Origin of the sequence: Streptomyces fructofermentans, from assembly GCF_014651055.1 — a bacterium.
GTDB lineage: Bacteria > Actinomycetota > Actinomycetes > Streptomycetales > Streptomycetaceae > Streptomyces > Streptomyces fructofermentans.
In genome coordinates this window covers 78171-94363 of the sequence record NZ_BMWD01000018.1, presented here as the reverse complement: position 1 = coordinate 94363, position 16193 = coordinate 78171, and the positions used below count along the sequence as shown (strand labels likewise).

Annotated in this window: 17 protein-coding genes; 10 read left to right on the top strand and 7 right to left on the bottom strand. The window is 72.9% G+C overall.

Translation table 11 applies throughout. The features are described from left to right. The first annotated feature begins 35 nt into the window (after window positions 1-35). From IE265_RS23705 to IE265_RS23680, 6 genes are all read left to right on the top strand, one after another. Window positions 36-1133 carry a pyridoxal-phosphate-dependent aminotransferase family protein gene (locus tag IE265_RS23705; protein WP_190037756.1) on the top strand — a complete coding sequence of 366 codons (1098 nt, stop codon included), beginning with the start codon at window positions 36-38 and terminating at the stop codon, window positions 1131-1133. A gap of 84 nt (window positions 1134-1217) precedes the next feature. Continuing rightward, window positions 1218-1721 carry a GNAT family N-acetyltransferase gene (locus tag IE265_RS23700; protein ID WP_190037755.1) on the top strand — a complete coding sequence of 168 codons (504 nt, stop codon included), beginning with the start codon at window positions 1218-1220 and terminating at the stop codon, window positions 1719-1721. A 73-nt stretch (window positions 1722-1794) separates the two neighbouring features. Further along, window positions 1795-2508, top strand: coding sequence for a DsbA family oxidoreductase (locus IE265_RS23695; protein ID WP_190037673.1), 714 nt, complete (start codon window positions 1795-1797; stop codon window positions 2506-2508). Between the two features lie 129 nt (window positions 2509-2637). Beyond that, window positions 2638-3687 (top strand): aminotransferase class V-fold PLP-dependent enzyme, encoded by a 1050-nt coding sequence (locus IE265_RS23690; protein ID WP_190037672.1) that lies wholly within the window; start codon window positions 2638-2640, stop codon window positions 3685-3687. A gap of 111 nt (window positions 3688-3798) precedes the next feature. Continuing rightward, entirely contained in the window at window positions 3799-4419 is a 621-nt protein-coding gene (locus tag IE265_RS23685; protein WP_190037754.1) for an RNA polymerase sigma factor, read from the top strand. Between the two features lie 25 nt (window positions 4420-4444). Beyond that, complete coding sequence (locus tag IE265_RS23680; protein WP_190037671.1) at window positions 4445-5476, top strand: maleylpyruvate isomerase family mycothiol-dependent enzyme; 1032 nt, start codon at window positions 4445-4447, stop codon at window positions 5474-5476. A gap of 32 nt (window positions 5477-5508) precedes the next feature. Here the strand turns inward: IE265_RS23680 and IE265_RS23675 are convergent, their stop codons facing one another. Beyond that, on the bottom strand, window positions 5509-6030 hold the full coding sequence (locus IE265_RS23675; protein ID WP_190037670.1) for a MarR family winged helix-turn-helix transcriptional regulator: 522 nt from the start codon (window positions 6028-6030) through the stop codon (window positions 5509-5511). A 133-nt stretch (window positions 6031-6163) separates the two neighbouring features. Between IE265_RS23675 and IE265_RS23670 the strand changes: the two genes are divergently transcribed. Further along, window positions 6164-7222 carry an alkene reductase gene (locus IE265_RS23670; protein WP_190037669.1) on the top strand — a complete coding sequence of 353 codons (1059 nt, stop codon included), beginning with the start codon at window positions 6164-6166 and terminating at the stop codon, window positions 7220-7222. A gap of 124 nt (window positions 7223-7346) precedes the next feature. On the opposite strand, the gene thpD is transcribed toward IE265_RS23670, so the two are convergent. The 6 genes from thpD to IE265_RS23640 all read right to left on the bottom strand — a co-directional run bounded on the left by thpD (window position 7347) and on the right by IE265_RS23640 (window position 13228). Continuing rightward, complete coding sequence (gene thpD / locus IE265_RS23665) at window positions 7347-8237, bottom strand: ectoine hydroxylase (RefSeq protein WP_190037668.1); 891 nt, start codon at window positions 8235-8237, stop codon at window positions 7347-7349. A 5-nt stretch (window positions 8238-8242) separates the two neighbouring features. Then, window positions 8243-8647 (bottom strand): ectoine synthase, encoded by a 405-nt coding sequence (locus IE265_RS23660; protein WP_190037667.1) that lies wholly within the window; start codon window positions 8645-8647, stop codon window positions 8243-8245. Between the two features lie 76 nt (window positions 8648-8723). Beyond that, on the bottom strand, window positions 8724-9995 hold the full coding sequence (ectB, locus tag IE265_RS23655) for a diaminobutyrate--2-oxoglutarate transaminase (protein ID WP_190037666.1): 1272 nt from the start codon (window positions 9993-9995) through the stop codon (window positions 8724-8726). Between the two features lie 26 nt (window positions 9996-10021). Next, window positions 10022-10564, bottom strand: coding sequence for a diaminobutyrate acetyltransferase (ectA, locus tag IE265_RS23650; RefSeq protein ID WP_190037665.1), 543 nt, complete (start codon window positions 10562-10564; stop codon window positions 10022-10024). Between the two features lie 414 nt (window positions 10565-10978). After that, window positions 10979-11587, bottom strand: a complete 609-nt coding sequence (locus IE265_RS23645) for a DUF1349 domain-containing protein (protein ID WP_190037664.1) — start codon at window positions 11585-11587, stop codon at window positions 10979-10981. A 111-nt stretch (window positions 11588-11698) separates the two neighbouring features. Beyond that, window positions 11699-13228, bottom strand: a complete 1530-nt coding sequence (locus IE265_RS23640; RefSeq protein WP_190037663.1) for an aldehyde dehydrogenase (NADP(+)) — start codon at window positions 13226-13228, stop codon at window positions 11699-11701. Between the two features lie 129 nt (window positions 13229-13357). Between IE265_RS23640 and IE265_RS23635 the strand changes: the two genes are divergently transcribed. From IE265_RS23635 to IE265_RS23625, 3 genes are all read left to right on the top strand, one after another. Continuing rightward, the gene (locus IE265_RS23635; RefSeq protein WP_190037662.1) at window positions 13358-14131 is read left to right on the top strand and encodes an IclR family transcriptional regulator; all 774 of its coding nucleotides are present in this window, start codon (window positions 13358-13360) and stop codon (window positions 14129-14131) included. Between the two features lies 1 nt (window position 14132). Then, window positions 14133-14612: a GNAT family N-acetyltransferase gene (locus tag IE265_RS23630; RefSeq protein WP_190037661.1), complete on the top strand. Its 480-nt coding sequence runs from the start codon at window positions 14133-14135 to the stop codon at window positions 14610-14612. Window positions 14613-14705: 93 nt separating this feature from the next. Then, complete coding sequence (locus IE265_RS23625; protein WP_190037660.1) at window positions 14706-16160, top strand: peptidoglycan D,D-transpeptidase FtsI family protein; 1455 nt, start codon at window positions 14706-14708, stop codon at window positions 16158-16160. Window positions 16161-16193 lie beyond the last annotated feature (33 nt).

Below are 16193 nucleotides of genomic sequence, written 5' to 3'. Positions count from 1 at the left end.
TTGCTGTTTACCCCGTGAGTGAAGAGAGCACCGCCGTGACGCACCCTTTCCTGGACCTCGCCCCGATGAGTGCGGCGCACTTCGCGTCGATCGAGGACCGCGTGGCGCGGCTGCTGTCCACCCGGCAGGACGTCGTGATCACACAGGGTGAGGCCCTGCTGCCGCTGGAGGGGGCCATCAGGTCCGCCGCCGGTCCCGGCACGACGGCCCTCAACGTGGTCACCGGTCCCTACGGCCGCACCTTCGGCGACTGGCTGCGGGACTGCGGGGCCACCGTGCACGACCTGGCGGTGCCCTTCCACACGGCGGTCACGGCCGAGCAGGTCCGCGCGGCCTTCGCCGAGCACCCGGAGATCGGCTTCGTGTCCCTGGTGCACGCGGAGGCCGCCACCGGCAACACGAACCCGGTGGCGGAGATCGGCGAGGTCGTACGCGAGCACGGCGCCCTCCTCTACCTGGACGCCGTCGCCTCCGTCGGCGCCGAGCCGGTGCTGCCGGACGCGTGGGGCGTGGACCTGTGCGTGATCGGGGCGCAGAAGGCGATGGGCGGTCCCGCCGGGGTCTCCGCGGTGTCCGTGAGCCGCCGCGCCTGGGACCGGATGGCGGCCAACCCGCACGCGCCGCGCCGCTCCTACCTCTCGCTGCTGGACTGGAAGGAGCGCTGGACCGACGCAGGCCGCCGCGCGCTGCCGCACGCTCCGGCCCAGTTGGAGATGCTCGCGCTGGAGGCGTGCGTGGCCCGTATCGAGGCGGAGGGCCTCGACACGGTGATGTCCCGGCACGCGGCGGCGGCCGCCGCCACCCGCGCGGGCGCCTCGGCGCTCGACGGACTGGAGCCGTACGTGTACGAGGCGGCGGACGCGGCCCCGGTCGCCACCACTCTGCGCACCGCGCCCGGACTGGACGCGTCGGAACTGGTCGCGCGGGCCCTCGCCGCCGACCCTGCGCTTCCGCTGGCCGCGGGCGGCGGAGCCCTGGCGGGCGAGATGGTCCGGGTCAACCACTACGGCCCCGCCGCGACCGGGGACACCGTCCTCGCCTGCCTGTCCGCCCTGGCCGCGGCCCTGACGGAGTCGGGCCGGCCGGCGGACGCGGCCGCGGCCCGGCGCGCGGCGGCGGACCTCCTGGCCTGAGCCCGCCCGGCGGGCGCTCCCTCGCCGCGGGGCGGCGCCCGGAACCGCCGGCGCCCGAACCGCGTCTTCCGGATCATGACCGGCATGATCGGGGACCGGGTGACCGGACGGCGTGTGATCAGGACCGTGCTCGCCGCGGAGGCGCAGGCGGTCGCCGCGCTGCACGCCCGCGCGCGGGCGACGTACTACCCGGACGGACTCCCCGACCCCGGCGCCGACTGGAGCGCCTCGTGGCGGGTGGCCATCGAGCGGCCCGACAGCCATGTGCTGTGCCTCGTGGAGCACGGCGGGATCCTCGGCGTCGCCTCCTTCCGCACCGCCGAGGGCGCGCCCGCCGACTCCGTCCACCTGTTCCAGTTCCACGTCGACCCGGACCACTGGCGGGCGGGCGTCGGCTCCGCCCTGCACGCGGCCTGCGCCGAGCAGTGGCGGGTCGACGGCAAGCGCACGGCCACGCTCGGCGTGCACGTGGACAACCTGCGCGCCCGGGCCTTCTACGCGGCCCGGGGCTGGGTCCCGGACCCGGAGCAGCCGCCCGCCCCGGGCGACCACCACCTCGCCCTCGTGTACGCCGTGGCGGGGGAATGAACACCGGCGCTTGAACGTTCACGTACCCGCGGGGAACGTCCTCGTGCCCGTACGAGCCGGAGAAAGCCAAGAAATGCGCGTCGAGATCTGGAGCGACATCGCCTGCCCCTGGTGCTACGTGGGCAAGGCCCGCTTCGAGAAGGCGCTCGAAGCCTTCCCGCACCGCGAAGCCGTCGAGGTCGTGCACCGCTCCTTCGAGCTCGACCCCGGCCGGGCCAAGGGCGACATCCAGCCCGTCCTGCGGATGCTGACCAAGAAGTACGGCATGAGCGAGGCGCAGGCGCAGGCCGGCGAGGACAACCTGGGCACGCAGGCGGCGGCCGAGGGACTGGAGTACCGCACCCGCGACCGCGACCACGGCAGCACCTTCGACATGCACCGGCTGCTCCACCTCGCCAAGGAGCGGGGCCGCCAGGACGAGCTGATCCAGCTCCTGTACCGGGCCAACTTCGCCGAGGAGCGGTCCGTGTTCGGCGACGACGAGCGGCTCGTGGAGCTGGCCGTCGCGGCGGGCCTGGACGCGGGGCGGGTCCGCGAGGTCCTCGCGGACCCCGACGCCTACGCGGACGAGGTCCGCGCCGACGAGCGCGAGGCCGCCGAGCTGGGCGCGAACGGCGTGCCGTTCTTCGTCCTCGACCGCGCGTACGGCGTCTCCGGCGCCCAGCCCGCCGAGGTCTTCACCCGGGCGCTGGAGCAGGCGTGGGGCAACCGCTCGCCGATCGAGCTGATCCAGCAGGACGACGCCGAGGCCTGCGGACCGGACGGCTGCGCGGTGCCGCGGAACTGACCTGCCGGGCGGCGTCCGGGCCCGCCCGGCCGTCGCCCCAGCTCAGCGGCCATGCATAAGGACCGCTTGGGGGATCCGCGTACGAATACGCGATGGACGAGGGCCCCCCGGGGCCGCAGAGTGGTTCCCATGGAGACCTTCGAGACCCTGGTCCGCGCCGAGTTCGCCCCGAGGAGCACCTACCTGAACACCGCCAGCACCGGGCTGCTCCCGGCGCGCGCGGTGGCGGCCGTACGGGCCGGCGTCGAGTCCGTGGCCGCCGGGAAGCCGCAGGACATGTTCGCCGACGTGGAGGCGGCCCGCGCCTCCTTCGCCCGGCTGACGGGGGTCACGGACCGCCGTGTCGCGGCCGGGGCCTCGGTCGCGGTGTACACCGGCCTGATCGCCGCCTCCCTGCCCGAGGGCGCCGAAGTCCTCACGGCGGAGGGCGAGTTCAGCTCACTCGTGACACCGTTCCACGTCCGTACGGACCTCAAGGTGCGGGCCGTGCCGCTGGAGCGGCTGGCCGAGTCGGTGCGTCCCGGCACCGCGCTCGTCGCGGTGAGCGCCGCGCAGTCCGCCGACGGCCGGGTCGCCGACCTCCCCGCGATCCGCGCGGCCGCTGCCGCGCACGGCGCGCGTACGTACGTCGACGCCTCCCAGGCGGCCGGCTGGCTCCCGCTGGACGCGGACGCGTACGACTACCTGGTCTCCGTCGCCTTCAAGTGGCTCGTCTGCCCGCGCGGGGTGGCCTTCCTCGTCGTCCCGGAGGACCTCGGCGGGCTCACCCCGGTGTTCGCCGGCTGGGTCGCGGGCGAGCACCCCTGGGACTCCTGCTACGGCCCGGTCGAGGAACTCGCCCGCTCCGCGAGGCGGTTCGACGAGAGTCCCGGCCTCTTCTCGTACGCGGGCGCCCGGCGCTCCCTCGAACTCCTGGAGCAGTTGGGCATCGAGGCCGTGCGCGACCACGACCTGGCGCTGGCCGAGCGGTTCCGGGCGGGTCTCGCCTCGCTCGGCGCACCGCCGGTGCCCGCCCCCGGCTCGCCGATCGTGTCGGTGCCCGGGCTCGGCCACCGTCAGCCGGCGCTCAGCCGCGCGGGTGTGGAGGTCTCCGACCGCGCGGGCAATCTGCGGGCCGCCTTCCACCTCTACAACACCGCCGACGACGTCGACCGGCTGCTGGACGTCCTGTCCGGATGAGCCGGTTCCGGGCCCCGGCCCGGCCCGCCGCCCGGAACCGGGCCCGCGAGTCCGGCCGGCCCACTGGCGCGAGCACCCCGCGGGGCGCTAGGAAGGCACCACGAGGTGGTGATGCCGGTGGAGCCGACTCTCCACAAGTCCGAACGGGCGCCCTTGGACGCGGAGTTGCACCGACGACTGGTGTACGGGGACGAGTCGGCGCTGGCCGAGGCGTACACCGCGTACGCCGGGCTCGTGCGGCGGGTCGCCGTACGGGTGACGCGCAGCCCGGCCGCCGCCGAGGACGTGGCGCAGGAGGTCTTCGCCCAGTTGTGGAGCCGGCCGTACGCGTTCGACGCGAGCCGCGGATCGCTGCGCACCTGGCTGTCCATGCTCGCCCACCGGCGGGCCGTGGACTGGGTGCGCAGCGAGGCCAGGCACCGCAAGGACGCCGCCGCGGACGACTCCGCCCTGCACGCGATCCCGGACACGGGGCCCGGTCCGGACGAGGCGGTCGTCGACCGCGAGCGCTCGCTCCTGCTGCACTCGGCCCTCGCCGAACTCCCGCAGCCGCAGCGGGAGGTGGTGCACCTCGCCTACTTCGCCGGCCGCACCTACCGGCAGGCCGCGGTGGAGCTGGGCATCCCGGAGGGTACGGCCAAGACCCGGTTGCGGTCGGCGCTGCGCAAGCTGGCGCAGGCCCTGTCGGACACGGCGGACCCGCCCGATCCGCTGTGGGAGAGGGGCGCATGATGGCGACAGGGGAAGGAGGCGTCCGGTGACCGACGACCACGACGGCGTGCCCGAACTGCTGGCGGCCTGGGCCCTCGGCGCCCTGCCGCCGGGAGGCGGACGGGCCGTGCCGACGCATCTGGCCGGTTGCGAGACCTGTTCCGCGGAGGCGGTGCGGCTCAGGGAGACGGTACGGCTGCTGGACGGCGGCGATCCCGCGTCGGCCCCCTCCGGCAACGGCGCGACGGGGATCGACGGAGTGCTGGGTCCGGCCCTGCGCGCCCGCCCCGCCCTGCCGCGCGTGGCGGACCACGCGGTGCCGTACGCGGCGGCCGTCGCGGGCCTGGGGGCACTGCTGCGCGAGCTCGGTGGCAGGCGGTCGTGGAGCACTCCGGTCGTGCACGACTGGGACGTCCGCGACACGGTCGGCCATCTGATCGCGGCGGACCAGGAGTTGGCGCGGCACCTCGGCCTGGAGGTCCGTGTGCCGCCGCCCCGGGGCCGGGAGGCGACTCCGTGGGAGGCGGACTGGGAGACCCGGACCGCGGACGTGATCGCCTACGAGCGCACGCGCGAGCCCTCGGAGACGGTGGCCGAGTGGGCCGCGCAGTCCTCGGCCCTGCTCGCCACGGCGGAGGCGAGGGACCCCGAACTCGCCTCGCGCGCCGCGACGTTGATGGGGACGCGGCTGCCGGTCGCCGACCACTTCCTGACCCGCGCCTTCGAGGCGTGGATCCACGCGGACGACATCGGCCGGGCGCTGGGCCTCGCGGTGCCGCCGCCGCCCGACGGCCATCTCCGGCGGCTGGTGCGGCTGGCCGTCCGCGTGCTCGGTGCGGCCCTCGGGCCGTCGGCACCGCCGGTGCTGTTCGCGGTGACGGTCGGCGGGGAGGACGCCCGGTGGGTCCTCGGCTCGGAGGACGACCCGGTCCGGGGCGAACTCGCCGTGGACGCGGTGGACTTCTGCCGGCTCGTGGGAGGGCGCCGCGCGCCCGACGAGGTGCCGAGGCGCTCGACGGGCGACGAGGCGGCCGTCCGCGCCGTGCTGGAACGGGCGGCGTCGCTGGCCTGGCTGTAGACCCCGCGACCCCCACGCCGGGGAGCCCCGGCCTACGCCTCCGTGGGCCGCGCGCAGGCCCCGGCGTCCGTGCAGAGGTTCGCCTCGACGCGGGCCAGGAGCTCGGCGAGCTGGGACCGCTCGGCGGGGCCCAGTCCGGCGAGGGTGTGCTCCTCCAGCTCCGCCCAGGCGCCGGTGACGGCCCCGAGCAGTCCGCAGGCCTCCTCCGTCGCCTCGACGAGCACGGCGCGGCCGTCCGACGGGTCGGGCCGCCGCCGGACGTGCCCGGCCTGCTCCAGTCGCTGGAGCATCTTCGTGACCGTGGACGGATCGAGGTCGACGGCCTTGATCAGCTCGGACTGGCGCACCGGGCCCCGGTCCCACAGCTGCATCATCACGAATTCCTGGCCGGGGTAGAGCCCGGCCCCCCGCAGCAGCCTGCCGGCGGCGGTGCGGTGCAGGCGGGCGACCCGCGAGATGGCGTGGCTGACCGGACCGCCGCGCGCGGCGGCGGGCAGCCCGTCGGTACAGACGGGGTCGGCCTGCGGGGCCCCGACCTCCTGGGTGGCACTCATCTCGACTCCCGTTCGGCGGACGTGCTTCCCCCCAGCTTTCCACCCAGAATAACTTGGCCGACCAAGGAATGGTTTACGGTGGTCCCCTGTTCAGTTAATTGGCCGACCACATAAATCGTTCCCAGGAGCTGTCGTGACCACCGCATACGATCCGATCGACCTGTCCGGCACCGCGCTCGCCAACCGCATCGCCATGGCGCCGATGACCCGAAGCCGGGCGGGCGGCGGACTCCCCGACGCCCTCACCGCCGAGTACTACGCTCAGCGCGCCTCCGCCGGTCTGATCATCACCGAGGGCATCCAGCCGTCCGCCGTGGGCCAGGGGTACCCGGACACGCCGGGCCTGCACAGCGCCGAGCAGGTGGCGGCGTGGCGCGAGGTGACGGACGCCGTGCACCGGGCGAGCGGCCGGATCTTCGCCCAGCTCATGCACGCGGGCCGCATCGGGCACCCGACCCTGCTGCCCGGCGACCTCGTCAACGTCGGCGCCTCGCCCGTCCCTGCGAAGGGGCAGGTCTACACGCACGAGGGACCGCTGGACTTCGTCACCCCTCGCGAACTCACCGACGCCGAGATCCGGGCCACCGTCGGGGAGTTCGCGGCCGCCGCGCGCAACGCGGTCGAGGCCGGCTTCGACGGGGTCGAGCTGCACGGAGCCAACGGCTACCTGATCCACCAGTTCCTCGCCCCCGGCTCCAACCACCGCACCGACGAGTGGGGCGGCCCCGCCGAGAACCGCATCCGGTTCGCCGTGGAGGCCGTCAAGGCGGTCGCCGCCGAGATCGGCGCGGGACGCACCGCGATCCGCATCTCGCCCGGGAACCCGTACAACGACATCCACGAGCCGGAGCCGGGTCCGGCGTACACCGCGCTGGTCGCCGAGCTGGAGCCGCTGGGCCTGGCCTATCTGCACGTCACCGAGGTGGGCGAGGTCCGTGAGCTGACCCTCGCGCTGCGCAAGTCGTTCAGCGGCACGTTCATCCTGAACCCGGGGACCGAGGGCCCGACCGGGCCCGGGGAGCTGACCCTCGTCGAGGACGGTGTCGCCGACCTCGTCGCGTTCGGCCAGCTGTTCCTGGCCAACCCCGACCTGCCCGCGCGCCTGCGGGCGGGGGGCCCGTTCAACGAGCCCGACCCGTCGACGTTCTTCGGCGGCGACGCGAAGGGCTACACCGACTACCCCGCGCTGTGACGCGTCCGGGCCCGGGCTCCGCCGTACGGGGAGACCGGGCCCGGACCGGCACCCCGTAGGAGTGCCGGGGACCCGGGACGCCGCGTCCCACGTCGGCGCCCCGGGAAACCGCACCGCCGGCCGGCTACCGGCCCACCGGCGTGAAGTCGCGCGCGCCGATGAACTCGGGGCGCCGCACGGGGGCCGCGAACGGCTCCACCGCCGTGTTCTCGACGCTGTTGAACACGATGAAGACGTTCGAGCGCGGGAACGGGGTGATGTTGTCCCCCGAGCCGTGCATGCAGTTGCAGTCGAACCAGGTCGCCGATCCGGCACGGCCCGTGAAGAGCTTGATGCCGTGCTCGGAGGCGAACGCGGTGAGCGCCTCGTCCGAGGGCGTGCCCGCGTCCTGCATCTGGAGCGACTTCTTGTAGTTGTCCTCGGGCGTGGCGCCGGAGCAGCCGAGGAACGTCCGGTGCGACCCCGGCATGATCATGAGGCCGCCGTTGGTGTCGTGGTTCTCGGTCAGCGCGATCGACACGGACACCGTGCGCATGTTCGGCAGGCCGTCCTCGGCGTGCCAGGTCTCGAAGTCCGAGTGCCAGTAGAAGCCGCTCGCGCCGAAGCCGGGCTTGACGTTGATCCGCGACTGGTGGACGTAGACGTCCGAGCCGAGGATCTGCCGGGCGCGGTCCACCAGGCGCTCGTCGTGGACCAGCCGGGCGAAGACCTCGCTGATCCTGTGCACCTCGAAGACCGAGCGGATCTCCTGCGACGAGGGCTCCACGATCGAGCGCTCGTCGGCGCGGATCGCGGGGTCGGTCACCAGGCGCTCCAGCTCGGCGCGGTAGAGCGCGACGTCCTCGTCGTCGATGAGCTGCTCGACGGCGAGGAAGCCGTCGCGCTCGTACGACCCGAGGTCCGCGGCCGGGATCGGGCCCGGCGCGCCGGGCGCGCCCCACACGACCGGGTCCTGCCGGGGCAGGGACACCTCGACGGCGCCTCGGCTCGGATACAGGTCGGTGATGGTGGTCATCGTGCTCAGGCCTCCTCGGGCTCGGTCAGCAGGGGGTAGACGCCGTTCTCGTCGTGGTCCTCCCGTCCGGTCACGGGCGGGTTGAACACGCACACGCAGCGGAAGTCCTCCTTGATCCGCATGGTGTGCCTCTCGTGTCCGTCGAGGAGGTACATGGTTCCCGGCGTGATCGTGTACTTCAGGCCGGTCTCGTCGTCGGTGAGTTCGGCCTCGCCCTCGACGCAGACGACGGCCTCGACGTGGTTCGCGTACCACATCGACGTCTCCGTGCCCGCGTACAGGATCGTCTCGTGCACGGAGAAGCCGACCCTCTCCTTGGCGAGGACGATGCGCTTGCTCTCCCAGGTGCCCGACGCCGATTTCACGTGTCGGTCGGTGCCTTCGAGCTCCTTGAACGAACGGACTATCACGGTGGTGCGAAGCCTCCTTCGGCTGATGGGGTGCGGCCGTCCGCCGTGGACGGCCCCGGACGCGGCCCGGTACGGCTCAGACGGTCTCGCGGACGGCTCGGGCGAGCGTGCGCAGCCCCTCGTCCAGTTCCTCGGGCGTGACGGTGAGGGCGGGGAGGAGCTTCACGACCTCGCTCTCCGGGCCCGACGTCTCGATGAGCAGGCCCAGTTCGAAGGCGCGCCGGGCGATGCGGCCCGCGCGCTCCTTCTCGTGGAACTCCAGGCCCCAGACGAGGCCGCGGCCCCGGTACTCGCGGACGTCCGCGAGGTTCTCCTCGGTGATGGAGATGAGCGCCTGCTCGATCTGCTCGCCCCGGGCGCGGGTCTGCTTCTCCATGGCCGAGCCGTCGGACCAGTACGTCTCCAGCGCGGCGGCGGCCGTCACGAAGGCCGGGTTGTTGCCGCGGAACGTGCCGTTGTGCTCGCCCGGCTCCCAGACGTCCAGTTCGGGCTTGAACAGGCACAGGGACATGGGCAGTCCGTAGCCGCTGATGGACTTGGAGACGGTCACGATGTCGGGCACGATCCCCGCCTCCTCGAAGGAGAAGAAGGCGCCCGTGCGGCCGCAGCCCATCTGGATGTCGTCGACGATGAGCAGCATGTCCTGGCGCTCGCACAGCTCGGCGAGCGCGCGCAGCCACTCGGGGCGGGCGACGTTGATGCCGCCCTCGCCCTGCACCGTCTCGACGATCACGGCGGCGGGCTTGTTGAGTCCGGAGCCCTGGTCCCCCAGGAGCCGCTCGAACCAGAGGAAGTCGGGGACCTGGCCATCGAAGTAGTTGTCGAAGGGCATCGGCGTGCCGTGGACGAGCGGTATGCCGGCGCCGGCCCGCTTGAAGGCGTTGCCGGTCACGGCGAGCGAGCCCAGCGACATGCCGTGGAAAGCGTTGGTGAAGGAGACGATCGCCTCCCTGCCCTTGACCTTCCGGGCCAGTTTCAGCGCTGACTCGACGGCGTTGGTGCCCGTCGGGCCGGGGAACATGACCTTGTAGGGCAGGTCGCGCGGGCGCAGCACCATGTTCTGGAACGATTCGAGGAAGGCGCGTTTCGCCGTCGTCGACATGTCGAGGCCGTGGGTGACCCCGTCACGCTCCAGGTAGTCGATGAGGGCCCGTTTGAGTACGGGGTTGTTGTGGCCGTAGTTGAGTGATCCGGCGCCCGCGAAGAAGTCGAGGTACTCGTGGCCGTCCTCGTCGAACATGCGGCTGCCCTGCGCGCGGTCGAAGACGGTGGGCCAGGCGCGGCAGTAGCTGCGCACCTCCGACTCCAGGGTCTCGAAGACGCTCAGGTCGGGCTGGGTGATGGTCACGGCGGTACTCCTCAGGGCGTGGGGGGTCAGAGCGACAGGGGGCCGATGCGGTACAGCACCTCGGGGTCGTGCGGGGCACCGTCGGGGAAGTGCGCCGCGTCGAACAGGACGTCCCGCTCGACCCGGGCCCCGTGGCGGGCGGCGTACGAGGTGAACAGCCGCTCGGAGGCCGTGTTGCCCGGGGTGATGGTGGTCTCGACGGCGGTCAGGCCGTCCGAACCGGCGATCCGCCGGGTGAGCCCGTCGAGGAGCGCGCCGGCGAGACCGCGTCCGCGGTGCGCCTCGTCGACGGCCACCTGCCACACGAGGAGGGTGCGGGGGCGGTCGGGCCGGCGGTAGCCGGTCACGAAGGCGACCGGGCGGCCGTCGGCCGCGCGCGCCACCGCCGAGGTGCCGGCGAAGTCACGGCACCACAGCAGGTAGCTGTAGGAGGAGTTCAGGTCGAGCGTTCCGGAGTCCTTGGCGATACGCCAGAGAGCGGCGCCGTCCACCAGGTTCGGACGGTCGATCCGCAGCCCTTCCGGCATTTCCAGGAATTCCGCTTGCAGGTCTGCTTGTGCGGCGGTCATGCGAACCGAATTTACCCAGCCGAAGTTGAAATTGCATCGCCGCACGGGGTTACGCGAAAGCGCCTGTTGTGTTATCACGCGGGCGGGCCCTGAATCCGACCGCCGATAGCCGATGCTTTGTCCGAAAAAAACCGGCACAAATAGGTCGCCGCGTGTGTTGCGTCACAGCAGAACCGCACTCACGGGATACGACCGAATTACACGTTTCGTGTTCGCGAAATCTTGGCGTTTAAGCCCCGCAAAAGCGGGCAGAAGATCATGGGAGACTAAATGCCAAAAGGAGCTTGAATTAGCTGTACCGAATAGCGCGGAACCGAATTGCGGAATCGGGAGGCGCGGGCACCCCCGCACCGGCGGCGCCCGGCGGGGGCGCCGCGGCCGGCGTGCCCGGGGCCTCCGTGGCGGTCGCGCGGCTCAACTGCCGTCGCGGAGGTCCTTCGGCCACTCCGGGCGGTACTCGATGTGGTCGTAGGTGACGACACAGCCCTCGCCCATCGGCGACTGGGTCATGAAGCCGACCAGGGCGGCGCCCGTCTCCTGCTCCGCGCCCAGGGTGAACAGCCGGACGAAGGTCCAGCGCCTGCCGTCGCGGGAGGCGTGGAAGGCGAAGGCCCGGCCGGTGCGGCTGATCCGGAGCCAGACGGAACTGCCGTCCACGGTGAAGGAGTTCGCGTCGTCCGAGTGGCCCCGGGTGACGACCGTGCAGACGGTGGCCACGTCGGGCGAGAACTCCAGGCAGAGCTTGGCCCAGGCCCGCTCGCCCACGTGCGCGTAGAGGACACCCGCGTCGAAGGCGGCGCCGAAGCCGACCGTGACACGGGCGACGAGCTGGAAGTCGCCCTCCGGGGCCCCCAGCAGACGGGGCGCGTCGGACGCGGGGTACAGGCCCTCGTCGGTGGGCGGCACGAACCGGTCCTGGCGCGGGCCGGCCCAGCCGGTGAGGATGCCGTCCTCGTAGGACCAGTGCCCGTCGGGGCCGTAGGTGCGCAGGGAGAAGGGCAGTTCGGGGATGTCCAGGTCCATGGGAGGAGTCTCCCACCCCCCGGCCGCCGCCGGTGCGCGGGACGGCGGGACGAGCGGCGCGCGCCCGCGGCCGTACGAGGGCCGCGGGCGCGCCCGGTCGGACGTGCGGGGCTACCTCTCCAGGCGGCCGTCGTAGCGGCGCGGAACTCCCAGGGGGTTGTCGTCGCGCAGCTCCGGCGGGAGCAGTGCCTCGGGCGCGTTCTGGTACGCGACCGGACGCAGCCACCGCTCGATGGCCGTACCGCCCACGGAGGTGGAGGTGGAGGTGGTCGCCGGGTACGGGCCGCCGTGGTGCTGGGCCGGTGCGACGGCGACGCCGGTCGGCCAGCCGTTGACCAGGACGCGGCCGGCGAGCGGGGTCAGCTCGGCGAGGATCTCCGCGCCCCGTCCCTCGCCCGCCGTCTCCTCCTCGGAGAGGTGGACGGTCGCCGTGAGGTTGCCGGGCAGCCGGGAGAGCACCGCGGTCGCCTCGGCCTCGTCCTCGTACCGGGCGACGACCGTGACCGGGCCGAAGCACTCCTCCAGGAGGAGGTCGTACTCGCTCTCGGCGGCGAGCCTCTGCGCGGGGACCGTCAGGAAGCCGGGGCTGACCGTGTGCTCGCTTCCGGCGCCCGGGGTCACCGGTGCGGCCACCTCCGGGAGTGCGGCGCGCTCGGCGACGCCCGCGACGAAGTTGTCGCGCATGCGGTGGTCGAGGAGCACACCCGCGGCGGTGTCGCTCACCGCGTCCGTCAGGGACTTCACCAGGCGGTCGCCCGCCGCGCCCGTGGGGGCGAGGACCAGGCCGGGCTTCACGCAGAACTGGCCGACGCCCAGCGTCATGGAGCCGGCCAGGCCCGCGCCGATCGCCTCGGCGCGCTCGGCGGCCGCGGCCTCGGTGATCACGACGGGGTTCAGCGAGCCCAGCTCGCCGTGGAAGGGGATCGGCGCGGGCCGGGCGGCCGCCGCGTCGAAGAGGGCCCGTCCGCCGCGGACCGAGCCGGTGAAGCCGGCCGCCGTGACCAGCGGGTGCTCGACCAGGTCGACGCCCGCCCGGAAGCCGTGGACGAGGCCGAGGACGCCGTCGGGGATGCCGTGGCGGGCCGCGGCCCGGCGCAGGACCGAGGCGACCAGCTCGGACAGGCCCGGGTGGTCCGGGTGCGCCTTGACGACGACCGGGCAGCCCGCGGCGAGCGCGCTCGCGGTGTCGCCGCCGGGCACCGAGAAGGCGAAGGGGAAGTTCGAGGCCGAGTAGACGGCGACGACGCCCAGCGGCACCTTGTACCGGCGCAGGTCGGGCACCGGCGGGGTCGCGGTGTCGTCGGGGTGGTTGACCACCACGTCGAGGAAGGCGCCCTCGTCGACGATGTCCGCGAAGGCCCGGAGCTGGTAGCAGGTGCGGGCGAGTTCGCCGTTGAGCCGGACGGGACCGAGCGCGGTCTCCGCGTCGGCCACCTCGACCAGGTGCTCCCGGGCGCCCTCCAGCTCGTCGGCCGCGCTCCGCAGGAAGGCCGCGCGGACCGTGCGGTCCGCCAGCGCTCCCCGTGCGGCGTGCGCCGCGCGGACGGCCGCGTCCACCTCCTGCGCCGTGGCTTCGACCGCAACCTGCTCGCGCTGCTTCCCGGTTCGGGGGTCGACACTCCAGACTGGTGCTGCTGCCACCGCGGGTCCCTCCAGATGTAATGCCGCTGTACCTGTGCCACCCATCGGGGACGTTCGATATGCTGAACGCCGTCTCCGATGATGAATATGCTGGAGACTATTTCCCGGCGAACTAGGGGGTCAAGGGCGATGTCGGCAGGCGAGACGGGCGGCGGGGCTCAGGTGAAGTCCGCGGTGCGGACGGTTGAATTGCTCGAATACTTCGCCGGACGTCCCGGTATGCACTCCCTGGCCGCGGTGCAGGAGGCCGTCGGATATCCCAAGTCCAGCCTCTACATGCTGCTGCGGACCCTCGTGGAACTCGGCTGGGTCGAGACGGACGCGACGGGCACGCGGTACGGCATCGGCGTCCGGGCGCTGCTCGTCGGCACGTCGTACATCGACGGCGACGAGGTGGTGGCGGCGGCCCGGCCGACCCTCGACCGGCTGTCCGACGACACGACGGAGACCATCCACCTGGCCCGGCTGGACGGCACGAACGTCGTGTACCTCGCGACCCGGCAGTCCCAGCACTACCTGCGCCCCTTCACCCGGGTGGGCCGCCGGCTCCCCGCGCACTCCACGTCGCTCGGCAAGGCCCTGCTCGCGACGCACACCGACGAGCAGGTGCGGAAGCTGCTGCCGGAGACGCTGCCCGCGCTGACCGAGCACACGATCACCGACCGGGAGAGGCTCATCGAGGAGCTGCGCCAGGTGCGCGAGCAGGGCTTCGCGGTGGACCGCGAGGAGAACACGCTGGGGCTGCGCTGCTTCGGCGTGGCGATCCCCTACCGCACGCCCGCCCGGGACGCGATCAGCTGCTCGGTCCCGGTTGCCCGGCTGACGCCCGCGCACGAGCAGATGGTGAAGGACGCGCTGTTCGACGCGCGGGACCGGCTGACCCTCGCCACCCGGAGGCTCTGACATGGAGATCGCCCTGCGCGAGGTCCACTCCAGCGACCTGCCGGTGTTCTTCCGGCACCTGAACGACCCCGTGGCCGCCCGGATGGCCGCGTTCACCCCCGAGGACCCCGCGGACCGGGACGCCTTCGACGCGCACTGGGAGCGGATCCGCGCCTCGACCGCCGTCACCCGCACGGTGCTCGCGGACGGTGACGTCGTCGGCAGCGCGGCCGTGTACGGCGAACCCGGCGAGCGCGAGGTGACGTACTGGATCGACCGGCCCCACTGGGGCCGCGGGATCGCCACGGCCGCCCTGCGGGCGCTGCTGGACACGGTCACCGAGCGTCCGCTGTACGCCCGTGCGGCGGCGGACAACACGGCGTCGCTGCGCGTGCTGGAGAAGTGCGGCTTCCGTGCGGAGGCGCGGGCCACCGGCTTCGCGCACGCGCGCGGCGAGGAGATCGAGGAGGTCGTCCTGCGCCTCCCCGGCCACGGAGCGTGACCGTCCGGTACGGGGCCGGCTTCATGAAGGGCCGATGAGAATACGGGGCGGGAGGGAACGATCGGGTCCGTCCCGCTCGTCCTCATCAGCGGGATGAACAAAACGATCAGGCACGCCGCCGTCTTCACCCTGCTGCTCGTGCTCGCCCTGCTCGTCAGGGCGACCTGGGTGCAGTTCTACGACGGCCAGGCGCTCGCGGACGACACCAAGAACCGACGGAACGTGATGGAGCGGTACGCGCAGCCGCTCGGGAACATCGTCGTGGGCGGTGAGGCGATCACCGGCTCCGCACGGACGAAGGGCAGCGACCTCCAGTACCGGCGCACGTACACCGACGGCAGCCTCTACGCGGCGGTCACGGGCTATGCCTCGCAGACCTACGCGCCGACGCAGCTGGAGGGCATCTACACCGACCTCCTCGACGGCTCGGACCCCCGGCTCAAGGGCCCGCTCGACACGGTGACGGGCAAGCGCGCCGATCCGGGTGACGTGGTCACGACGATCGACCCGGCCGTGCAGAAGGCCGCCTTCGAGGCGCTCGGCGACAAGCTGGGCGCGGCCGTCGCCATCGACCCGGGGACCGGCAGGATCCTCGGGGTCGTCTCCACGCCGTCGTACGACCCGTCCGTGCTCACCGGCTCGTCGGGCGCGAAGGCCTGGAGCAGGCTGACCGGTGACCCCGACAAGCCGCTGACGAACCGGGCACTGCGGCAGCCGCTGCCGCCGGGGTCCACGTTCAAGCTGGTCGTCGCGGCCGCCGCGCTGGAGGACGGGCTGTACTCCTCCGTGGACGTGCGGACGAGGAGCCAGAACCCCTACACGCTGCCGGGCACGGACCGGGTCCTGGCGAACGAGAACGCCTCGGCGCCCTGCGAGGACGCCTCGATCCGGGTCGCGCTCCAGTACTCGTGCAACAACGTCTTCGCGAAGATGGCCGTCGACCTGGGCGAGGACAAGGTGCGGGCGATGGCCGAGAAGTTCGGCTTCAACGACGGGTCCCAGGACGTGCCGGTGCGGGCCTACACGAGCGTGTACCCGTCGGGCATGGAGAAGTCGTCCACGGCGCTGACCGGCATCGGCCAGTTCGACGTGACCGCGACGCCGCTCCAGATGGCCATGGTGTCCGCCGCCATCGCCAACGACGGGAAGCTCGTGTCGCCGCACATGGTGTCCCGGATCAGCGACGCCGACGGCAGCGTGCTGGAGGACTACGACGACCGGGCGGAGTCCCGGCAGATCATCGGCTCGTCCACGGCGGAGCAGCTCCGGTCGGCGATGGAGACGGTCGTCGAGGACGGCACGGGCACGAACGCGCGGATCGCGGGAGCGACCGTGGGCGGCAAGACCGGTACGGCCCAGCACGGCAAGAACAACAGCAGGACGCCGTACGCCTGGTTCACCTCGTACGCGAAGGACGACTCCACCGGCAAGGAGGTGGCGGTCGCCGTGCTGGTGGAGCAGTCGAACGCGGCGCGCTCCGAGGTCAGCGGCAACGGACTGGCCGCGCCGGTCGCCAAGGCGATGATGCGGGCCGCTCTCCGCGACTGAGGCCGGCCGAGGGCCGACGGGGGTCCCCGCGCC

Coding starts and splice junctions, on each gene's coding strand:
- IE265_RS23700 (WP_190037755.1), top strand. CDS start 1,218: ATGATCGGGGACCGGGTGACCGGACGGCGTGTGATCAGGACCGTGCTC.
- IE265_RS23695 (WP_190037673.1), top strand. CDS start 1,795: ATGCGCGTCGAGATCTGGAGCGACATCGCCTGCCCCTGGTGCTACGTG.
- IE265_RS23690 (WP_190037672.1), top strand. CDS start 2,638: ATGGAGACCTTCGAGACCCTGGTCCGCGCCGAGTTCGCCCCGAGGAGC.
- IE265_RS23685 (WP_190037754.1), top strand. CDS start 3,799: ATGCCGGTGGAGCCGACTCTCCACAAGTCCGAACGGGCGCCCTTGGAC.
- IE265_RS23675 (WP_190037670.1), bottom strand. CDS start 6,030: ATGAGTGCCACCCAGGAGGTCGGGGCCCCGCAGGCCGACCCCGTCTGT.
- thpD (WP_190037668.1), bottom strand. CDS start 8,237: ATGACCACCATCACCGACCTGTATCCGAGCCGAGGCGCCGTCGAGGTG.
- ectA (WP_190037665.1), bottom strand. CDS start 10,564: ATGACCGCCGCACAAGCAGACCTGCAAGCGGAATTCCTGGAAATGCCG.
- IE265_RS23645 (WP_190037664.1), bottom strand. CDS start 11,587: ATGGACCTGGACATCCCCGAACTGCCCTTCTCCCTGCGCACCTACGGC.
- IE265_RS23635 (WP_190037662.1), top strand. CDS start 13,358: ATGTCGGCAGGCGAGACGGGCGGCGGGGCTCAGGTGAAGTCCGCGGTG.
- IE265_RS23630 (WP_190037661.1), top strand. CDS start 14,133: ATGGAGATCGCCCTGCGCGAGGTCCACTCCAGCGACCTGCCGGTGTTC.
- IE265_RS23625 (WP_190037660.1), top strand. CDS start 14,706: ATGAACAAAACGATCAGGCACGCCGCCGTCTTCACCCTGCTGCTCGTG.